This is a genomic window from Robertmurraya mangrovi (assembly GCF_034427655.1).
Lineage (GTDB): Bacteria > Bacillota > Bacilli > Bacillales > Cytobacillaceae > Robertmurraya_A > Robertmurraya_A mangrovi.
Window position 1 is genome coordinate 72,733 of sequence record NZ_JAXOFX010000011.1, and the last position, 18,621, is coordinate 91,353.

Sequence of the window (18,621 nt, forward strand, 5' to 3'; positions counted from 1 at the left end):
TCCCCCTATATGTTTAGTAGCTCCCAAAGCCACTCGTTTAACTGGTCCTTACAATCATTCCCTCTTCCGAGTTCGTTTACTTTTTCTAATAGGGACACCTTTTCAATCTCTAATCGGTCTAAGAGGTCCACATAAAAATGATTAGGAACTACTTTGTTCATGATTTTTGCTTCAACTAGTTGACGATAACTTTTAGCAAACGGATTGGTTGTTTGGCTTTGTAAAATGTCACTAAGGAAAAAAGGACTCCTAATGGAATGACTAACGAAAAAATTATGACAAATCAAAACACTTTTTACCGCTTGGATTAATTGCTTTTGTCTCTTTAAATTAAATGTATGACATCCTTTTACTTCCTTAATATTCCTAGCCATTAAGTGAATGTAATGCATCACTAGTGAATAAGGAGAGTAATGATTCATGATCATCTGTTTCAGCTTTTCTGAAAAAGAATTTTTTTCGAAATATACTACAGGTGAAAAAGCCCACTCATACAAAGTTGGATTTGATTTTCTTAGTAATTGTAAAGCCTTTTGAATATCCCAGCCATGAATGTCTATTTCGTTGTTTATTTCAATAACATCAATTAGCTTTTCAAGAGACAAGTAAGAACGTAAATCTTTTTGTTTATAAATAAATCGTAGATCTAGATCTGAGTCCTCTGAAGATGAGCCCCATACATGGCTACCAGCTTCACAAGCAAATAAAATCTCAATATTGTAATCATGCTCTAATTCCCTAAGTACGTTTTCCATATATACTCCATTGCCAAAAATTAGTAGTTCGAGATTTTTTTCTCTAATTGTTGAAGCTGCTCAATTGGAATTTCATTACTTAGGGCAGCGTACATACCTTCATAATATTCTTTAGCTTCCTCACACATATGATTAATTAGGGAACTTAATTCTTTTGTTAACTCCATCCCATAGACATTTTTTAGTCTATTATTTTCAGTTTCAAGATAAGTTTCAGCTGGTAGTTGGAGATTTTTTTCAAGCTCCTCACTCATTAACTTCTTTTCATTCTTTTCAAAGAAAGATTTAGGATTTTTAAAGTAGGACATTGCTTTTTTAAATTCTTCTTTTTCAAGATGTTCAAAAGCCGACTCGAATTCTAGAGAAGCTAATGATGACATTTCATATGAACTAAATGAAACATCAGGATTTACATGATTCGCTTTATCTACAATTGATTGGAATGACTGTTCTAAAAGTTTACCAATAAATACTTCTAACCTTAGACTTGTTGCACGAAGCTCTTGTGCAAAATCAAAACCAATGGTTTGAAGGAAATCATCTAAAGCATTTGCTAAAGCCTTCTTAAGATTTCTGCCATCATCCTTTAGTACAGATGGATTAAATGATTCCTTAAAGAAATCACTAAATCTCAAGAATACACGCTGCTTAATGTAATAGGTTAATTCGTCTGATTCCTGATTCAGACGAGGTAGTAAGATTTCAGCGGTTTCTTTTCTAATGAGTCCTTCCATTTCTTTATGTTCTAATTTTAAATTATCTTTTCTTTGTTCCTTTAACTCTTTATCTTCTTGAGAAGAGTGAATATAACTTCTTAATAATTCAACTGCACGATTCCATTCATTATTAGCTGCAGTAACAGCAATGTCAGTTAAATCATGTGTAATAAATGAGTAGAACTGTTTCTCAAATGCATCCAATCTCGAGTTCAGTGATTGATTTGTCAGTTTCTCTTCAATAGCTAACAAGCTTGAAATTGGGAACAAATGAGGACGTCTAATCCCGTAAGCAACTAATTGATCTTCTACATATGTTAATACATCGTTCATTTCTTGCTCATCATTTGCTAAATCAATAGCATTAACAACGAAGAACATTTTATCTAATTCAAACGCATCCTTCACTCTTCCTAATTGAATCAAGAATTCTCTGTCTGCCTTTGAGAATGCATGGTTGTAATAAGTTACAAAAAGAATGGCATCTGAATTTTTTATATATTCAAATGCAACACCTGTATGACGAGCATTAATAGAGTCAGCACCAGGAGTATCCACCAAAGTAATGCCTTTTCTTGTTAATTCGCAATCAAAATAAACTTCAATGGTTTCAACAAGACATGACTTCTCCTCATTAGCTACAAATTGTCTAAATTCATTTAGATCTACAGATATAACTTCTCCTAAATGCTCCTTATAAGCTTCAAATCCACGATAAAATGCATGTAAAAAAGCATAGTGAGTTTTCTCGTTAGCATCGAAATCATCAACATTGTCGATAACTGTTTTTATTTGTTTTAAAGCATCATCGAAGTGACCAGCTTTAAAATTAAAAACAGATAGGGAACGGCTTACGTCATTAAACAAGACATTAGCATCTTTTAATTTAACTTTTACTGTTCCATGTGGATGTTGTTCATCAACAGGCATGATCTTATTGATGGCAGCAGTTGTCGGATTTGGAGATACTGGTAGTAGCTTCTCCCCTATTAACGCATTTGCAAATGACGATTTACCCGCACTAAAAGCACCGAAAAGGGCCACTGTAAACCCTTGATTTTCTAGGCGTTCTGCTTTTTGAATTAGTTCCGCTGTAATTTTTTTGAACCCTGGGACCTTCTCTAGATCACCTGCTGTACTCTTCAATCTATTTACTAATATCTCCATATTTATTTGACTGTTATTTTCAGAAGATCTACTTTCCTCTTCCTGTATCTCTGTCTTGACTAGTTTTACAGGATTATCTTGAATTGAATTCTGTAAGGAATCATAAATCACTTCTACTTCTTCCTGGTTCTCAAGAAGTTCTTGCAGTTTGCCAATGAAGGTTTCTTGATTAAAGTGACCAGATATTAACTGTTCAAGATGAATTTGAGCAGCCGTTTGATTATCAAGAATCTCTTGTTTATTTTGCCAAGCTTTAGATAATTGAGTAGCTTTATTTAGTTCAACATTTAGCTTTTGGTTTTCTTTTGACTGTTTATTTTCTATTATCGATAAATATGCTTGTTTGATATCGCTTACTTTTAATCTAGCCAATTTCTTAATCTGTTCCACTACATCATTTGTATAGTTGAGCACATACTCACCTGATAAACGTGCTCCTTCTTTCACCGCTTGTTCCAATAGCCCCTGTTCAAAGTGAATGGTGATTGCTTGAATTTGTGATAACAAGGTAGTGTCATGGATATTCTCTTCTTTTAAAATAGTTAAAAATAATTCTTTCACATGCCATTCCAGTTGTGATTTTACTTTATCTATTAAATCTGCATAGAACTTTTCTAAGCGTTCTGCTCTTTCTTGGTTTGTTTTTTGTTTGGAAAAGAAAAGTCCCACTTTAAAGTCAGGCTGTCTAGATTGCAGGTATGATTCAGCCAATTCTCTAGTTTGAAACGGCATTAAATAAGCGTTTTTCAATACAGATTCTATTTCATTAGTAAGTTCGATTTCTCTATCTTTTAATGATAAAGCTAACTCGTTTATTTCGTCCTTTAACTGAGGAACTCGATAAATTAGCTCTTGTTGCTCTAGTTCAGAAAGGGATGACAACTCTTCTTCATATTTAGCTAGATTTTCTTCATTTATGTTTTGTAAAAAACTGATGTGCTCCTCCGTTAACTTTTTTAACGAATGAAAAACAGAGACCGATAATAATTCATCTCGTTGCTCGATTTTCGAATGGATGAACGATTGAAGTTCCTTAAACTGATTTTTAGGATGTTGCTCTTCCCTTAATGAAGTATAAAAAATATGTGAAGGCTTTACTCCCCATGCTGCAAAGGATTCCTTAACACTATTTTTGAATTGATCAAAGCTGAGCTCTTCGTCACGATGTTTATCTATTTGATTAATGATTAAATAAACTTCCTTACCAGCAGCCGTTAGCTCCTTTGTAAATAAGAAATTTAATTCAGACTGAACATGATTATAGTCCATTACATAGAAAACTAAATCTGCTAAATGTAAGGCAGATTCAGTAGCAATTCGATGGGCGTCATCTGTAGAGTCTATCCCCGGCGTATCCATGATCACAACCGAACTAGGTAAGACATCGGTTGCATGACTGATTTCAATTGTTTGAATTTGGTCACCATCTTTACAAAATGACTTTACTTGTTCGTAATCATATGGAGCAGGATATAGCCTTGGCTTCCCTTCTTTAAAAAATACTTTTGCGTATTCGTCCCCTGTTTTTACCTTAACTAAATTGGCACTTGTTGGTATAGGGCTTGAAGGCAGAAGGTTTTCGCCAATTAATTTATTTATCATGCTTGATTTACCTGCAGAAAAGTGGCCACAAAAGGCAATCGAAAATTCACGTTCTTCAAGCTTTAGTGCTAATTGTTTTGCTTTATTAGCTGTTTCGGTATCTTTATTGTCTTTACAAAAAGAATGTAAAGCAGCTGTTTTTATTAATAATTCAGTCTTTTCTTGTTGATGTAACGTTTGAACCATTATTTCTAACCCCTTGTTGTTCGATTTAATTAATCATATTTTAACTGATTTACTTCAGTTTTCCTATCTTTATATATGTAGAGGTGTTTCGTAATGCGTATTTTTGGTGAGTGGAGAAGCGGTTGATCTCCGCTCCAGGTGCTTGCTTTCCTGGGGGAAGAATAAAGAAAAAATCCTAAAGCCGATTTTTTCAAAGAACGATTCTTCCTCGGGCGTTCGGCGAGCCTCCTCGTCGCAAGCTCCTGTGGGGTCTCGCCTGCAACGCTAATCCCCTAGGAGTCAAGCACCTTCCGCTCCGATCAACTTGTTTTGCTTATAAACGTGGTTTTTAACTTCCTGTTATAAATAAAGGATGCAAGGAAGAAACCTTACGAGGTCACGAAAAGCAAGTGCCTGGACCGGAAATCAACGGACAAAATTACTAGAACCATTCAAAAAATCGGTAGCCTTATAAAAAGAGGGCTTTTCTCAAAAAATCATTTTTATAATGACCTTTTGAGGAAAGCCCCTCATTAAATATATTTTTTATAGATAAAATTACTTGTTTAATGCAGCTTTACTAACATTTTTTAATATGTATTTTGCTAAGTATGTGTAGATGCCTATTGTAGCTATGATAAATATAGTTACCATTCCTTAACACCTTCCTCATGATTTGAGAGTGAGAATTAATATCAAGCTTACTAAAACTTTATCATGAAAGAGAATCATTTTCAATTACTGATTAGAATGGTTACCATTTTTTAAAGATATTTGGTACAAATCGGTTGGATTTTAGAAATTCGTTTTCATATTCTGTTAGTTCTTTTAATGCTTTCTCCTCTGCCGGAATTCTAATTGATAAAATCAATACATTCAAAAAAGAAAAGATGAATGCAGTAAAGTAGGCCTGAAACATTAATGGAATAACGATAAATTCAATGGTCACAATTACATAGTTAGGGTGCTTTAAAAACCGGTAGGGCCCTTTTTTCACTATATCTGCATTTGGTAGGACGATAATTTTGGTATTCCAGTACTTTCCTAACGATGAAAGGGCCCAAATACGCCCAGTTTGTGTCAAGATGAAGATGATTAATAGAAATGGCCAAACTGGGCTAATTTGTTTTTCAAGTAAGAATACTTCTCCGGTATAAACGACAAAAAATAAAGAGTGAATGAGAACCATAAAAACATAATGGGTCTTCCCAAACTCTAATGCTCCCCTACTCTTCATCCAAATTTCATTATTTCTGGCTACAAATAATTCAAAAATTCTTTGCGTCAATATGAATGCTAAGAAAATGGTAAATAACATTTATACCCACCTTAACAATAAGAGTTCTGAGCTAAAACCAGGCCCTAATGCTGTTGCTAATCCTAACTCCCCTTTTTCTGCTTTTTCCATAAACCGTCTAAGTACGTACAATATAGTTGAAGAGGACATATTGCCATACTCTCTTAATACCGCCTGTGAAACTTCAATTTTTTCACCTGTTAAGTCTAATGAATGAACATATGCTTGCAGTACTTTTTTCCCTCCAGGATGAGCAACAAAATGTTCAATATCCTTCATTTCTATATCGTATTGATTTAGTAATTGATAAACATTAGGTTTTAACCATTTTTCAATAATGGAAGGGATATCTTTTGAAAAGATGACGTATAATCCCTCATTTTTAACATCCCACCCCATGACATCAAGTGAATGTTTCATGGTTGTTGATTGAGTAGCAAATATGGAAGGAATAGAGTCCATTTTTTGAATCTCTTTACGCTCAACATCATCACCCACTACTAAGGCACATGCAACCCCATCAGCAAATAAGGACGTTCCAATTAAGTTACTCTTGGAGTGATCATTTCTTTGGAAAGTTAAGCTGCATAACTCAATAGTTAATACAAGAACCTTTGCCTTTGGGGAAGCTAGACAATATTCATACGCTCTTGATAGTCCGCTAGCTCCCCCAGCACACCCTAATCCCCAAATGGGTATTCTTTTTGTATGTTCTGAAAAGGATAAGAGATTCATGATTCTAGCTTCAATACTTGGAGTAGCAAGCCCTGTACTTGAAATTGTTATAATGGCATCTATTTCAGTGAAATCAACTTTTTCTTTAAGGAATTTGGAGCTATGTAAACAATTAACAATTGCCTTACTACCCAGCTCAACTGCATTCTCTATATAGGCATTGTTTTTTTCTTCAAATGTTTTATCACTACTGAACCACTCTATGTCTTTGGCAAAATGACGTTTTTCAATTTCACCATTTTGAAAAGCTTTTAAAAGTCTTTCGATATCTTTAAAGGAATCGGAGAAGAGTTCTCGTGAAAAATTTAACACTTCATCTTGATTGATTTGATAAGAAGGGATTGCTTCGGCAACCGACAAAATAGAAGGCATAATCTCTCTCCTTTATTGATGTACAATATGAGGTTAACATTTCCATAAAGGGTAAATTTATGCGGTAAGAGGCAAAAAAAAAATCCCCCAAATGACTTGGAGGAATTAACGTCTTGAAGGAGTTGCTGTGCAATTCCTATTATAAGGGGTTTATAAATGATATTCATCATATAATCTTTTCCAGTTGAAGCGCAACTTTATAACTATTACTTATTACTTATCCTTTTTTTAACACTTTTTAAAAATCAATACTATAAAATCAGAAAATTTATGATAATATTAGATTTAATCGAGTGTTGGGGGAATGTTTTGTGACATTAACGAAAAGTGTAACTGATATATTAAACGGGACTATCGATTCAGTCAAATCAGTACTTCCTTTTGAAGTTGCTGTAGACAAGCCTTCACTATTTTCTCAACCGTTTACACAGCACTCTGTAGGTGTGTTAATCGGGATGACAGGTGATGTTAGAGGACGAATTATCATTAATGGTAGTGAAGAGATCTTCGGAAAAATCGGTGAGGGTATGTTTGGCATGATCCTAGAAGGTGAAATGCTTGAATCTTTTGCTGGTGAACTTGGGAATATGATTGCAGGTAACTTATCAACAACCATTGCACAAAAAGGATTCGATATGGATATTACTCCTCCAACAGTTTTTGTTGGACAAACAAAAGTTTATGGTTTTGAAAAAGCATTTAAATTACCTATACATATCCAAAACCTTGGCATGATTGAAGTAATTTTAATGGTTGAGATGAAGTAAGGCACTTTCATGCGAAAGCGCCTTTTTTCTTTTTTGTAGTTTTAAAATCCGTGAATAGTCATTCCACCATCGACAAACAATGTTTGCCCACTCACGTAATTTCCAGCGTCTGAAGCAAGGAACACGACAGGTCCAACAAGTTCAGGAAGTTCACCGACTCTATTTAAAGGAGTAACAGCCAAAATGTCTTTAACATAGTCAGGATCTGCTAGTAATTTTTCTGTTAATGGAGTCTTAAAATACCAAGGACCGATAGAATTTACATTAATGTGATGTGGACCCCATTCAAGAGCTAACACTTTGGTCATTTGAATGAGAGCCGCTTTAGTTGCAGCGTAAACGACTCCAGTTCGTAATGCTACATGACCGGCAACTGATGAAATAGAGATGATTTTACCATGAGTTTGTGTTTCTTTCATGATTTTCCCAACTTCTTGTGACATCATAAATGCTGACTTTAAATTTGTATCCATAATAGTCTGCCATTCTTCATCAGTCACATCTAACGCTTTAGATCGTATATTCATGCCTGCATTATTAATCAAAATATGTATGGTATCCCATTGGTTTCTAATTACTTCTAAACTCTTTTGTATCTCATCACGCTTAGTAACATCTGTTGGAAGGATAATAGCTTGTCTTCCTAGACCTTCTATTAGGCTAGCTGTTTCTTTCAAATCATTCTCTGTTCTAGATAATAAAGCTACATCTGCCCCCGCTTCAGCTAATCCGATAGCAAGTGCCCTACCAATACCTCTTCCAGCTCCTGTTACAACCGCTTTTTTTCCCTCTAAACTAAACGATGGTAAATACATCCGATTTCACCCTCTTCAATAATAATTTCTTCCTATCCAACATATCAAATGAATTAAAAAAAGGGAAGAAAAGTGGACTAATTCATATTTAAAAAGAACACCAGAATCGACTGGTGTTCATGCTTTATCATCGTTATGCTTTTGTACTTCAATCCAGATTTTATTTACAACAACGTTACCACAGACTTTACACGGTTCCTGATGATTGTATAGAAGTCTGCAATGTTCGCAATAATACTTTTCCATCTATAACACTCGCTTCCTTAAATACGTGTTTTTATATAATATTTCTTCTCATGTCTATTTGTTAATCTTACTGTTGAATTTTTTTATGGACATACCTAGGCGCCAGGAAAGAGAAGTTAGAATATAATATGAAACTACTTGTTATTCAATCACCTTTTTTTCATTGGAACGCATAAAAGTTACTGTTCATATGAATAATACATATAGGTACTGTTTTTAGTTATTTATTACTTTTCATTAGAGTTACATTATTTTAGAAAAATATTAAAAAATAAATAGCTAAAAATAACCTAATTGTATATTAGCAGGTGAGAAAAAATGGGATTATTAAATGCTTTTAATGAGTGGAAGGCCACAAGAAATGAGAAATACATTACAAGAATGCAGACTGAAAATAAATGCCCTGATTGCGGTGGCAGAGGATATCATATTTATCCACCCGCGAGTGAGTTTATTCCATATGATAATACTTTCGACTGCGAAGGATGTAATGGAACAGGCTTGTACTCCGATTGGACTATGGAATAAAAAAAGAATTGGCAACATGTTAATTAGCCCAAATGTTTTAAAGAACGTTTCATAATACTAAACGTTCTTTTTATTTTGGATTTAAATACCCTCTTCTTAACCTTCTGCACGATTCAATTACTCTTTGAACAGTGAATATCCCCCTTAATTTACTGCTTCCCACATTTGAACATTTCACATTCTTTTCACATTTACATAGTGGTTAATGTGACATATATCACTGCTGTATCAACTTTACACTACTAATATAGTAGATATAACATTAATGAACAATTTGTGAAATCCCAGAAACCATATGGATTCTTACAAATTGTTTTGTATGATGAAAGTGTAATCATTCATTTAAGCAAGTTTTACGTTATCAGAAATTCTGGAGGGAGTGAGTGGTATGGCAAAGCCGGAACTTAGTAGAAAAACAAAAACTGAAATTGAGGATAGCTCTTCTCTAAAGGGAACTTTGGCTTCCGTTTTCTTACTAGGTTTTATACTAGTAGTTACTTGGGTAAGTGTTTACTTTTTATTTTTAGATCGTTTTTAATGAGAGAAAGGGGATAAAGAGCCATGCATATTCATAAGTTTGAGAAAATTTGGCTTACCTTCGGTGTAGGTGCACTACTAGTATTCTTAACAGTCCTTGGTGTAAGTGCATTCTACCTTGGAAATCAACCACCGAGCTGTTTAGCAACTATTAACCCGGAAAAAGTTGATACAACTGCACCATTTAATGAGCCAGGATTGAAAAAGGTTGAAGGTAAAGATTGGGATTATGAATTAGTATTCGTTGCACAAGCTTTTGCTTACACACCTGGAACAGTTGAAGTTCCACTTGGTGCAAAAGTAAAAGTAATCGCAACAACAAAAGATGTAATTCACGGTTTCCAAGTTGCTGGAACAAACATCAATATGATGCTTGAACCTGGATACATCAGTGAATATGTTACAACTTTTGATAAAGTTGGAGAATACTTAATTTTATGTAATGAATATTGTGGTACTGGTCACCACATGATGACATCGAAAATTGAGGTGGTTGAATAATGATTAGCCAAACAGCTAACGCAAAAGTAGACCGCCGTGATGGTAAATTAGCAATGGCCCACTTCCATGTGGCATTCATTGCATTAGCATTAGGCGGACTTGCTGGATTACTGCAAGTACTAGTTCGTTCTGGAAAGTTTGAATTACCTTTAGGTATTGGATATTATCAAGTTTTAACTGTACATGGAGTATTATTAGGTCTTGTACTAACTACTTTCTTTATTTTAGGTTTTCAATTCGCTGCAGTAAGCCGTACGGCAGGAGCTCTTTCTAACGGAGCACGTACGACTGGTTGGATTGGCTTCTGGACAATGACAATCGGAACTGCAATGGCAGCTGCTATGGTTCTTTTAAACGAAGCTTCTGTATTATTCACGTTCTATGCACCATTACAAGCACACCCTATTTTCTATATTGGATTAACTTTAGTGGTGGTTGGAAGCTGGTTAAATGGTGGAGCTATGATTACTACTTATGCTAGATGGAGAAGAAGTAATCCAGGAAAACCAAGTCCACTTTTAACATTCATGGTTGTTGTTAACACGATGCTATGGATCGTAGCAACAATCGGGGTAGCTGCTACTGTATTATTACAACTTCTACCTTGGTCTTTAGGATTTGTTGAAAGAATTGATATTCTAATAAGCCGTACACTATTCTGGTATTTTGGACACCCGCTAGTATACTTCTGGTTATTACCTGCTTATATGTGCTGGTATGTTGTTATTCCAAAAGTAATTGGTGGAAAAGTGTTCTCAGATTCATTAGCACGTATGTCATTTATTTTATTCTTACTATTCTCAATTCCTGTTGGTTTCCACCATCAGTTAATGGAGCCTGGTATTGATCCAGCATGGAAGTTCTTACAAGTTATTTTAACTTTCTTAGTTGTAATACCTTCTTTAATGACAGCATTCTCTTTATTTGCTACATTTGAAACATTTGGTCGCTCTAAAGGAGCAACAGGATTATTCGGTTGGGTTAAGAAGTTACCTTGGGGTGACGCACGTTTCGTTGTTCCTTTCATCGGGATGTTAGCGTTTATTCCTGCAGGTGCTGGTGGTATGGTTAACGCATCTCACCAAATGAACCAAGTTGTTCATAATACGATTTGGGTAACTGGTCACTTCCACTTAACACTAGCAACATCAGTAGTATTAACTTTCTTTGGAATTTCTTACTGGTTAGTACCACATATTACTGGACGTAAACTAACTAAAACAATGAACAAACTAGCAATCATTCAAGCTATCACTTGGTCAATTGGTATGACATTTATGTCAGGTGCAATGCACGCTGCTGGTTTACTTGGTGCACCTCGTCGTTCATCATTCTCTGAATACGGCGGTGCTGCTCAAGCTTCTGAATGGATTCCTTACCAAATCGCTCAAGCAGTTGGTGGGTCAATCCTATTCATTGGTATTATTTTAGTATTAATCATCTTCGTTAACCTTGCATTCTTTGCACCTAAAGGTGAAGAAGAATTCCCAGTTGGTGAGTCTGCTGAAGATGTAGAAAAAACACCAATGGTATTTGAAAACTGGAAGTTATGGCTTGGAATTACTGTTCTATTAATTCTATTCGCTTATACGATTCCGTTCATCGACATGATACAAAATGCCCCAATTGGATCTAAAGGATTCAAACTGTGGTAATTATAAAAGAGATATAACATTGCTCAGCCCTAGCTGGACATACAAGCAAGCTCCGATTCTACTGAATCGGAGCTTTTTTGATATTCTCTGATGCTGCCAGTCCCTTTCCCCTTTTAGGAAGGTTAACTATAATGACAGAAATTAAAATAAGGAGAGAACCTACAATCTGTATGCCACCAATAGTTTCCGAATAAATAATAAGACCCACTAATGTTGCTACAATCGGCTCTACCGTTGCAATTACAGAGGCTATACTGCTTTCTGTTTTCTCCAATCCCCATGTATATAAGAAGTATGCAACCACTGTAGGTAGTAGCCCTAGACCAACACTGTAGAGAAGCACAGTAGGGTCGAGTAAAATTGAAATTTTACTCCAAATACCGCTAAAGGGCAAAAGGGCAACCGTTGCTACTAAGAAGGTATACAATGTAACAGTAAATGGCTCATAATGACGTAGCGCGATTTTACCAAAGATGCTATATAAAGCATAGCCTAGACCCGCTCCAAGACCAATAATTACACCTGCGAGAGTAATTGATGATGTATCATTGGATTGAACTCCAGCAATTAAGATGCAACCAATAATAGTTCCAACTACAGCTATAATCTTTTTAGCGTGTAATGATTCTTTCAAAAATAGAAAGGAAAGGATCGTTACAAATGCTGGCGATGTATACAACAAAATCACGGCAAAAGAAATGTTCATCATGTTAATGGCAGTAAAATAGCACCAATTAAAAAATAATATACTTAGAACCCCTGTTCCAACAAACAAGTGAATCTTTCGTATATCAATTTTAAGACTATTCCTATACCGGGTAAACCCTATGATTAATAAAAATACTGTGGCAAAGGAAACACGGATCATAACAATTTCCATTTCATTCAGACCTGACTCCTTTAAACCACGTACGAAAATTGCAATAAGCCCCCAAAGGCTAGCTGCAATAGATATCGCTATATAAGGAAGGATCTTTTTCATCTTGTCACCATTTAATTAAATTTTCTTTCTACTACCATCTTATTTAATTATGCATTTTCTCATAAGCCACTTCTCTATTAAATTTATGAAAGGATGACTATAAGCCATCCTTTCGTCTATTTTTTCCTTGTAGGCAGAATCCTTTTGGAACTATAGTGGATTAATTTAATTGATAAACTTGACCATATTTCTCATATAGATAATCAACTAAATGCTTAGCGTTTAATCCTTCACCTGTAACATCCGTTAATATTTCTAATGGCTTTTTCATTTTACCAAATTGATGTACTTTCTCTGTAAACCATTCTTTTATTGGTAAGAGGTCACCTGATTCAAGCAATTCATCATAGTTTGGTAAATCTTTTAGCATAGCATTCTTTAATTGTGCCGCGTACATGTACCCTAGTGCATATGATGGAAAATAACCGAAACTTCCCCCAGACCAATGAACATCTTGTAGTACTCCGTTTGCATCACAATCTGGTTTAATACCTAAATATTGTTCGTACTTTTCATTCCATACTTGAGGAAGATCTTTTACTTCTATCTCATCATTAAATAGGCCCTTTTCAATTTCATAACGTACAATAACATGAAGTGGGTAAGTTAATTCATCTGCCTCAATTCTGATTAATGAAGGCTTTGATTCATTAATTGCACGGTAAAACTCCTCAATGGAAACATGATCAAACTGTCCAGTTGAATAGCTTTTCAATTGTTCAAAATTACTTTTCCAGAAAGATAAGTTCCTTCCAACAAAGTTCTCATAAAATAAAGATTGTGATTCATGGATTCCCATGGAAGTCCCTGAACATAGAGGAGTACCTATTAAGTCTGTAGACACATTCTGTTCATATAGAGCATGCCCACCCTCGTGAATCGTACCAAAGACAGCCGTACGGAAATCACTTTCATCATATTTTGTAGTCACACGTACATCTCCAGGGTTCAACCCGATTGCAAATGGGTGAACGGTTTCATCTAAACGTCCTGCATTAAAATTGTACCCCATTTGTTTTAATACATCTAAGCTAAAGTCACGTTGTTTGTCTTTCGGAAAATGTTCAAAAAGAAAACTTGTTTCTGGTTTATTTGATGATTCAGCAATTGCCTTCACTAAAGGGACAATTTTCTCACGAAGCTCCCCAAACACTTGGTCTAATACTTCTACTGTCACTCCAGGCTCATACATATCTAATAAAGTATTGTACTTATTCCCGCTGTAGCCCCAGTATTGTATAAAACGCTTATTCATTTCCACTAACTTTTCTAAGTAAGGACGGAATAATTCAAAATCAGATTTACCTTTAGCCTCTTCCCAAACACTTTCAGCCTTCGATTGAAGAATCACATATTCTTTGTATTCTTCTGCAGGTATTTTTTTATTTCGGTCGTATTCCTTCTTACATTCTTCAACCATTTTTTTTGTAATCTCTGAAAGTTCATGACTTTTCGATAATTCATTTATGTAAGTAGCCATTTCTTCCGAAGTTGACATGTTAAAAACTTCTGAAGAAAGCACTCCAATTACTTCTGATCGCTGTTCGACACCTTTTTTCGGAGCCCCCGTACGTAAATCCCAGAATATTAATGACAATGCTTCTTGATAAGCACTCATTTTCTTCACATAATCTAAAAAGTTTGCTTCTAACTTTTGAATCTCACTCATTTTGTAACCTCCTAAAAATCACTACTAGCTAATTTTATCATATTTTTCAGAATAATGTTAATATAGGAGGAAATTTACTAAACTGTAGAACAGTATGACAGAATCTATATCAGTCACTTAAATGTCATTGATTTTATTTTCCATTCGGGTTAGAAACCTTTATACTTTTAGGTAGACATTCTTTAAGATAGGATGATGGATCATGCCCTACCTTATTTACCTAATTGTGATAGTTTCATTTATAGATATGTTTTCACAACTTCCCATAATGAGTCCCTTAGCAAAGGATCTAGGTTCAACCTCTGCGCTCATTGGGGTTATTGTAGGCATGTATTCATTTACAAATATGATTGGGAATATTTTATCAGGTTTATTTATTGATAAAAACGGTGCGAAGAAAGTCATTGTTATTGGCCTCCTTCTTACAGGAGTAATAGTTTCTCTTTATCCATTTGTAACATCACCAGAGTCCTTGCTTGTTGTTCGCTTTTTACATGGATTATGTGGAGGGTTATTAGTACCCGCAGCCTTTACTCTCCTTTCTTATTCAAGTAATACGAACAACCAAGGAAAATCGATGGCTGTATCAGGGGCAGCTGTTGGAATTTCTGCTATTGTAGGTCCAGCATTCGGGGGAATCGTGGCAAACAAGTTCGGATATAGTTGGGTTTTCTTCCCTATTACCATCCTAATGTTAATTGTGGCTGTCCTGGCATTTCTATTTCTCAAAGGTCCTGAAAAACAGATGATGTCAACAAAGAAAGATCATTCATCTTCTAAGTTTGATGTATTACAATTACTAAAGACTCCTATGTTATTAATTGCTTATTTAGGTGCTTTTTCACTCATGTTTGCACAAGGTGTCTTAGCATTTTTACTACCATTAAAAGTAGATGATTTACAGTATGGAAGTCAGTTTAGCGGGTTGTTATTAAGTACCTTTGGAATGGTAGCCATACTAATCTTTATTCTGCCAACCAATCGGTTATTTGATCGTTTTAGACATGAAAAAGTAATGGTTTTAGGTATGTTTATTATCAGTTTTGCCTTAATAGGCTTAAGTTTTATTGACAACCTATTGCTATTATTTATTGTAATGTCTGTTTATGGACTAGGATTTGCTTGTTTATTTCCTTCCATAAATGCCTTAATTATTACTAATAGTTCTAGTGAAACACGCGGAAAGGCTTTTGGACTATTTTATGCGTTCTTTTCGGTTGGGGTCGTTTTTGGTTCGTCTGTTACGGGGGTCATTACAGATTCATTTAGCACTGGTTTTCTTGTAGGTGCTGGTTTCTTAATAGTAGTTACTAGCTCAATTGTTATTTTGCGTAGAAATATGGATAGTAGAAAACGCGGGACTTATTAATAAGATCCCGCGTTTGTTTATTCTGTAATTTTTGTAGGAAGTGCGTTTTTTACTAATTCAATTACTTCTTTATTTTCATCTTTATTGATTAAAATGTGTACGGTTCCCATGTCTTCATGGCCTCGTATTAGTCTTCCTACCCCTTGTCTCAAGCGGAGTAGCATGTATGGTAGATCTACTTCTTCGAAAGGATTTTCTACCCCTTCTCTCTTAGCAGTAAAAACGGGGTCAAATGGTGGGAATGGTAAGTCAAAAATAATAACATTGACTAATGATTCCCCAGGTATATCTAGTCCTTCCCATAAATGAGTCGAACAGAGTACGGATTGCTCTTCATTTTGAAAACGAGAAACTAAAGTACTTATTTCCGCATCTCCTTCATAATAAATAGGGAAAGGATTATCGTTACCTACAAATTTCTTGAAGTTGTTTAAATCCTTTTGATTTGTAAATAGGACTAGGCCTCTTCCTCCAGTATTTGTAAGTTCATTCCACGTATATTCCATCTTTTCATTCATTTTATCTTCGGAAAAAGATGGCATCTTAATAACCATATTCTCATCATAATCAAAAGGTGAGTTAACAGAAAATGAATAATATTGGTCAATGCCTAAGCTTTTCGCTATATAATCAAATGATTTGTTCTCAGACAGTGTTGCCGAAGAAAATACGAAAGGTTTCTGCTGTGAAAACACTTCTTCCCTCATAATATCTTCAACCATTCGAGGCATGATGACTAAAGTTCTCTCATTATTCATTTCTTCAAACCAAATAATTCCTTTTAACTCTCTTAAAAATAAGGATAAAGAATAAGTGATTTGCTCTAAATATTCCTCAACGATTTTCAATTCATATTCATTGATTACGTACATTTCACTTTCAAATACAAGTTCTTCTTCCAGTGAAGATAATAAGTAATGAAGCTTTTTCCCTTGCTCTAAAACATAAGGAGTTTTGGTGATCATTTGTTTATCAGATCCAACTGCCTTAGTCGATGCTTTTGTTAATGCTTCAAAGAAACGTTCACTTTGAATGATGGATTCATCCATAATATGCAATGTTTTTTCTCTAACATCGTTTGACATTAATCTGGTTAAAAGCGATTCAAGCGTTTGTTCAGTTAGCCTGTATGTCAATGCCTTTTGGCTCGCATACTCTAACAGGTGACCCTCGTCAAAAACTACACATGAACCATCTGGAAGTAACGGTAATTGCCCTTCTCTTTTTCGGGATTCTTTCGTCCATACATGTTCCATATAAAAATCATGAGAACATATAATTAAGTCTTTTGCATTTCGGTAGTAGTCTCTATGGAGAGTTTGTCCACAACGATGACGCTTTTCACAAGTGAAACAATCTTGTAAAGGGTCCCAACCTACATCCGCCCATTGCTCATCCGATAATTCAGGATAATCTTTACGGTCGCCATAGCGGTCAAATAATTGCATAGATGCTCCAGAGTGAACGAAATCAGGTAATTGATCAAATACTGCATTGAACGTTGGATCTTGGACAACCTGTTTATCAAGTTTATTTAGGCATAGGTATTGGTCTCTTGATTTTGCAAGGCGTACATCAATTTTTAAATCAAGAGCCTTTTCTAGTTTCGCGATATCTCCCTCTTTTTTTACTAGCTGTTCAATTAGGGTTTCATCTGCACAAGCAATAATACCTGGCTTATTTGTATAACGTGCGTAGCAAATCGCATATAGCAAATAAACTAATGTTTTACCCGTACCTACTCCCGCTTCCGCAAATGTTACTTTTTTATCTTTGAAGGCTTTTTCAAGTTGAAAAGCCATATAAATTTGTTCATCTCTTAATTCAAATCCAGCTTCAGGTAAAATATCATAAAACACATCTCCAATCCATTCCCCTAATTTTTCAAAAAAGGATTCAGTCTTAGATAATGTAAATGGTAAACGATTTTGCATGAGATCCCTCCAAATAAATTAGAAAAGCGCAAGCGCCCCGGTTAGCGACGTATGGACTGGAGCACCTCGACTGAGATAAAGGAAACACGAAGAGCGTGAGCGATTCGATGTTGACTTATCGTAGGGAGAGGAGCGAAGTACACTAGTCGCTGAGCGCTGGAGCTAGACAGTAGTCTAACTTCAGAAATTATACATTCGAACAAATAAAACTTTCTTCATATAGTTACTTCAGAGATCATCTAAACTAATATCGCACAAAGGATCTCGTGGTATTATTCTACATATTTATAGTCAAATCCTTTAATATAAAATGCCAAGGATTATTAAATAGCAAAAACAGACCAACCACCATTTTACACATTCTTTTATACTAGAGTCAATGTTTACCCCTTAAGATTAAATAGAAAAAGCCGGCTTTATAAAGAGCCAGCTTTTACATTCTAGTAAAATTTGAATTTAATGAGTAATTTAATGCTTGTTGCAACGTTTCTTGTGCAAAGGTCAAACTCTCAATTGCCTCATTTGAATCAAGTTGTTCACTCTTAATAGCCTCTAGTGAACCGGATAGTGCTTGAGAAATTTTATGAAAGTCAATATGTGATTGGTTCATGATTTACCTCCAGACCGAAAAAATATCTTAGCTAATTTAGATAGATGTATTTTATTCGGTCTGTATCGATATTATACCATTCACACATAGGTGCAATAGAGTTTTAAAACTTTCAGATTATTTCTACCTTATTTAACAGTATTGTTGTTCAAAGTCACTATTGTTTTTTACAAATTAAATAGACCAACTTTATAAAAAG

15 protein-coding genes are annotated in these 18,621 nt (G+C 34.9%); 6 read left to right on the plus strand and 9 right to left on the minus strand.

The genetic code is table 11. The features are described 5' to 3' along the window. Positions 1-5: 5 nt before the first annotated feature. From SM124_RS15815 to SM124_RS15830, 4 genes are all read right to left on the minus strand, one after another. Positions 6-755 carry a nucleotidyltransferase domain-containing protein gene (locus SM124_RS15815; RefSeq protein ID WP_322447488.1) on the minus strand — a complete coding sequence of 250 codons (750 nt, stop codon included), beginning with the start codon at positions 753-755 and terminating at the stop codon, positions 6-8. A 20-nt stretch (positions 756-775) separates the two neighbouring features. Further along, positions 776-4,426 (minus strand): dynamin family protein, encoded by a 3,651-nt coding sequence (locus tag SM124_RS15820; protein ID WP_322447489.1) that lies wholly within the window; start codon positions 4,424-4,426, stop codon positions 776-778. Positions 4,427-5,159: 733 nt separating this feature from the next. Then, positions 5,160-5,723, minus strand: a complete 564-nt coding sequence (locus SM124_RS15825) for an isoprenylcysteine carboxyl methyltransferase family protein (protein ID WP_322447490.1) — start codon at positions 5,721-5,723, stop codon at positions 5,160-5,162. Continuing rightward, a complete protein-coding gene (locus SM124_RS15830) occupies positions 5,724-6,809 on the minus strand; it encodes a type III polyketide synthase (protein ID WP_322447491.1) in 1,086 nt (361 codons plus the stop codon). Positions 6,810-7,120: 311 nt separating this feature from the next. Between SM124_RS15830 and SM124_RS15835 the strand changes: the two genes are divergently transcribed. Then, a complete protein-coding gene (locus SM124_RS15835; protein ID WP_322447492.1) occupies positions 7,121-7,576 on the plus strand; it encodes a chemotaxis protein CheX in 456 nt (151 codons plus the stop codon). Positions 7,577-7,617: 41 nt separating this feature from the next. On the opposite strand, the gene SM124_RS15840 is transcribed toward SM124_RS15835, so the two are convergent. Next, positions 7,618-8,391 carry an SDR family NAD(P)-dependent oxidoreductase gene (locus SM124_RS15840; protein WP_322447493.1) on the minus strand — a complete coding sequence of 258 codons (774 nt, stop codon included), beginning with the start codon at positions 8,389-8,391 and terminating at the stop codon, positions 7,618-7,620. Positions 8,392-8,998: 607 nt separating this feature from the next. On the opposite strand from SM124_RS15840, the gene SM124_RS15845 reads away from it, so the two are divergent. From SM124_RS15845 to SM124_RS15860, 4 genes are all read left to right on the plus strand, one after another. Beyond that, on the plus strand, positions 8,999-9,220 hold the full coding sequence (locus SM124_RS15845) for a hypothetical protein (protein ID WP_322447494.1): 222 nt from the start codon (positions 8,999-9,001) through the stop codon (positions 9,218-9,220). Between the two features lie 333 nt (positions 9,221-9,553). Further along, the gene (locus SM124_RS15850) at positions 9,554-9,703 is read left to right on the plus strand and encodes a cytochrome c oxidase subunit 2A (RefSeq protein WP_322447495.1); all 150 of its coding nucleotides are present in this window, start codon (positions 9,554-9,556) and stop codon (positions 9,701-9,703) included. 23 nt (positions 9,704-9,726) lie between these two features. After that, entirely contained in the window at positions 9,727-10,203 is a 477-nt protein-coding gene (locus tag SM124_RS15855; protein ID WP_322447496.1) for a cytochrome c oxidase subunit II, read from the plus strand. Continuing rightward, on the plus strand, positions 10,203-11,858 hold the full coding sequence (locus tag SM124_RS15860) for a b(o/a)3-type cytochrome-c oxidase subunit 1 (protein ID WP_322447497.1): 1,656 nt from the start codon (positions 10,203-10,205) through the stop codon (positions 11,856-11,858). Before SM124_RS15855 ends, SM124_RS15860 begins: the two co-directional genes overlap by 1 nt. A gap of 58 nt (positions 11,859-11,916) precedes the next feature. Here SM124_RS15860 and SM124_RS15865 read toward each other — a convergent pair whose 3' ends face one another. Together SM124_RS15865 and SM124_RS15870 are read right to left on the minus strand one after the other, a co-directional pair. Next, positions 11,917-12,840 (minus strand): DMT family transporter, encoded by a 924-nt coding sequence (locus SM124_RS15865; protein ID WP_322447498.1) that lies wholly within the window; start codon positions 12,838-12,840, stop codon positions 11,917-11,919. A gap of 160 nt (positions 12,841-13,000) precedes the next feature. Beyond that, positions 13,001-14,509 (minus strand): carboxypeptidase M32, encoded by a 1,509-nt coding sequence (locus SM124_RS15870; RefSeq protein ID WP_322447499.1) that lies wholly within the window; start codon positions 14,507-14,509, stop codon positions 13,001-13,003. Between the two features lie 202 nt (positions 14,510-14,711). On the opposite strand from SM124_RS15870, the gene SM124_RS15875 reads away from it, so the two are divergent. Then, entirely contained in the window at positions 14,712-15,878 is a 1,167-nt protein-coding gene (locus SM124_RS15875) for an MFS transporter (RefSeq protein WP_322447500.1), read from the plus strand. A gap of 17 nt (positions 15,879-15,895) precedes the next feature. On the opposite strand, the gene SM124_RS15880 is transcribed toward SM124_RS15875, so the two are convergent. Next, positions 15,896-17,812: an ATP-dependent DNA helicase gene (locus SM124_RS15880; RefSeq protein ID WP_322447501.1), complete on the minus strand. Its 1,917-nt coding sequence runs from the start codon at positions 17,810-17,812 to the stop codon at positions 15,896-15,898. 433 nt (positions 17,813-18,245) lie between these two features. Continuing rightward, the gene (locus tag SM124_RS15885; RefSeq protein WP_322447502.1) at positions 18,246-18,422 is read right to left on the minus strand and encodes a hypothetical protein; all 177 of its coding nucleotides are present in this window, start codon (positions 18,420-18,422) and stop codon (positions 18,246-18,248) included. Positions 18,423-18,621: the final 199 nt, after the last annotated feature.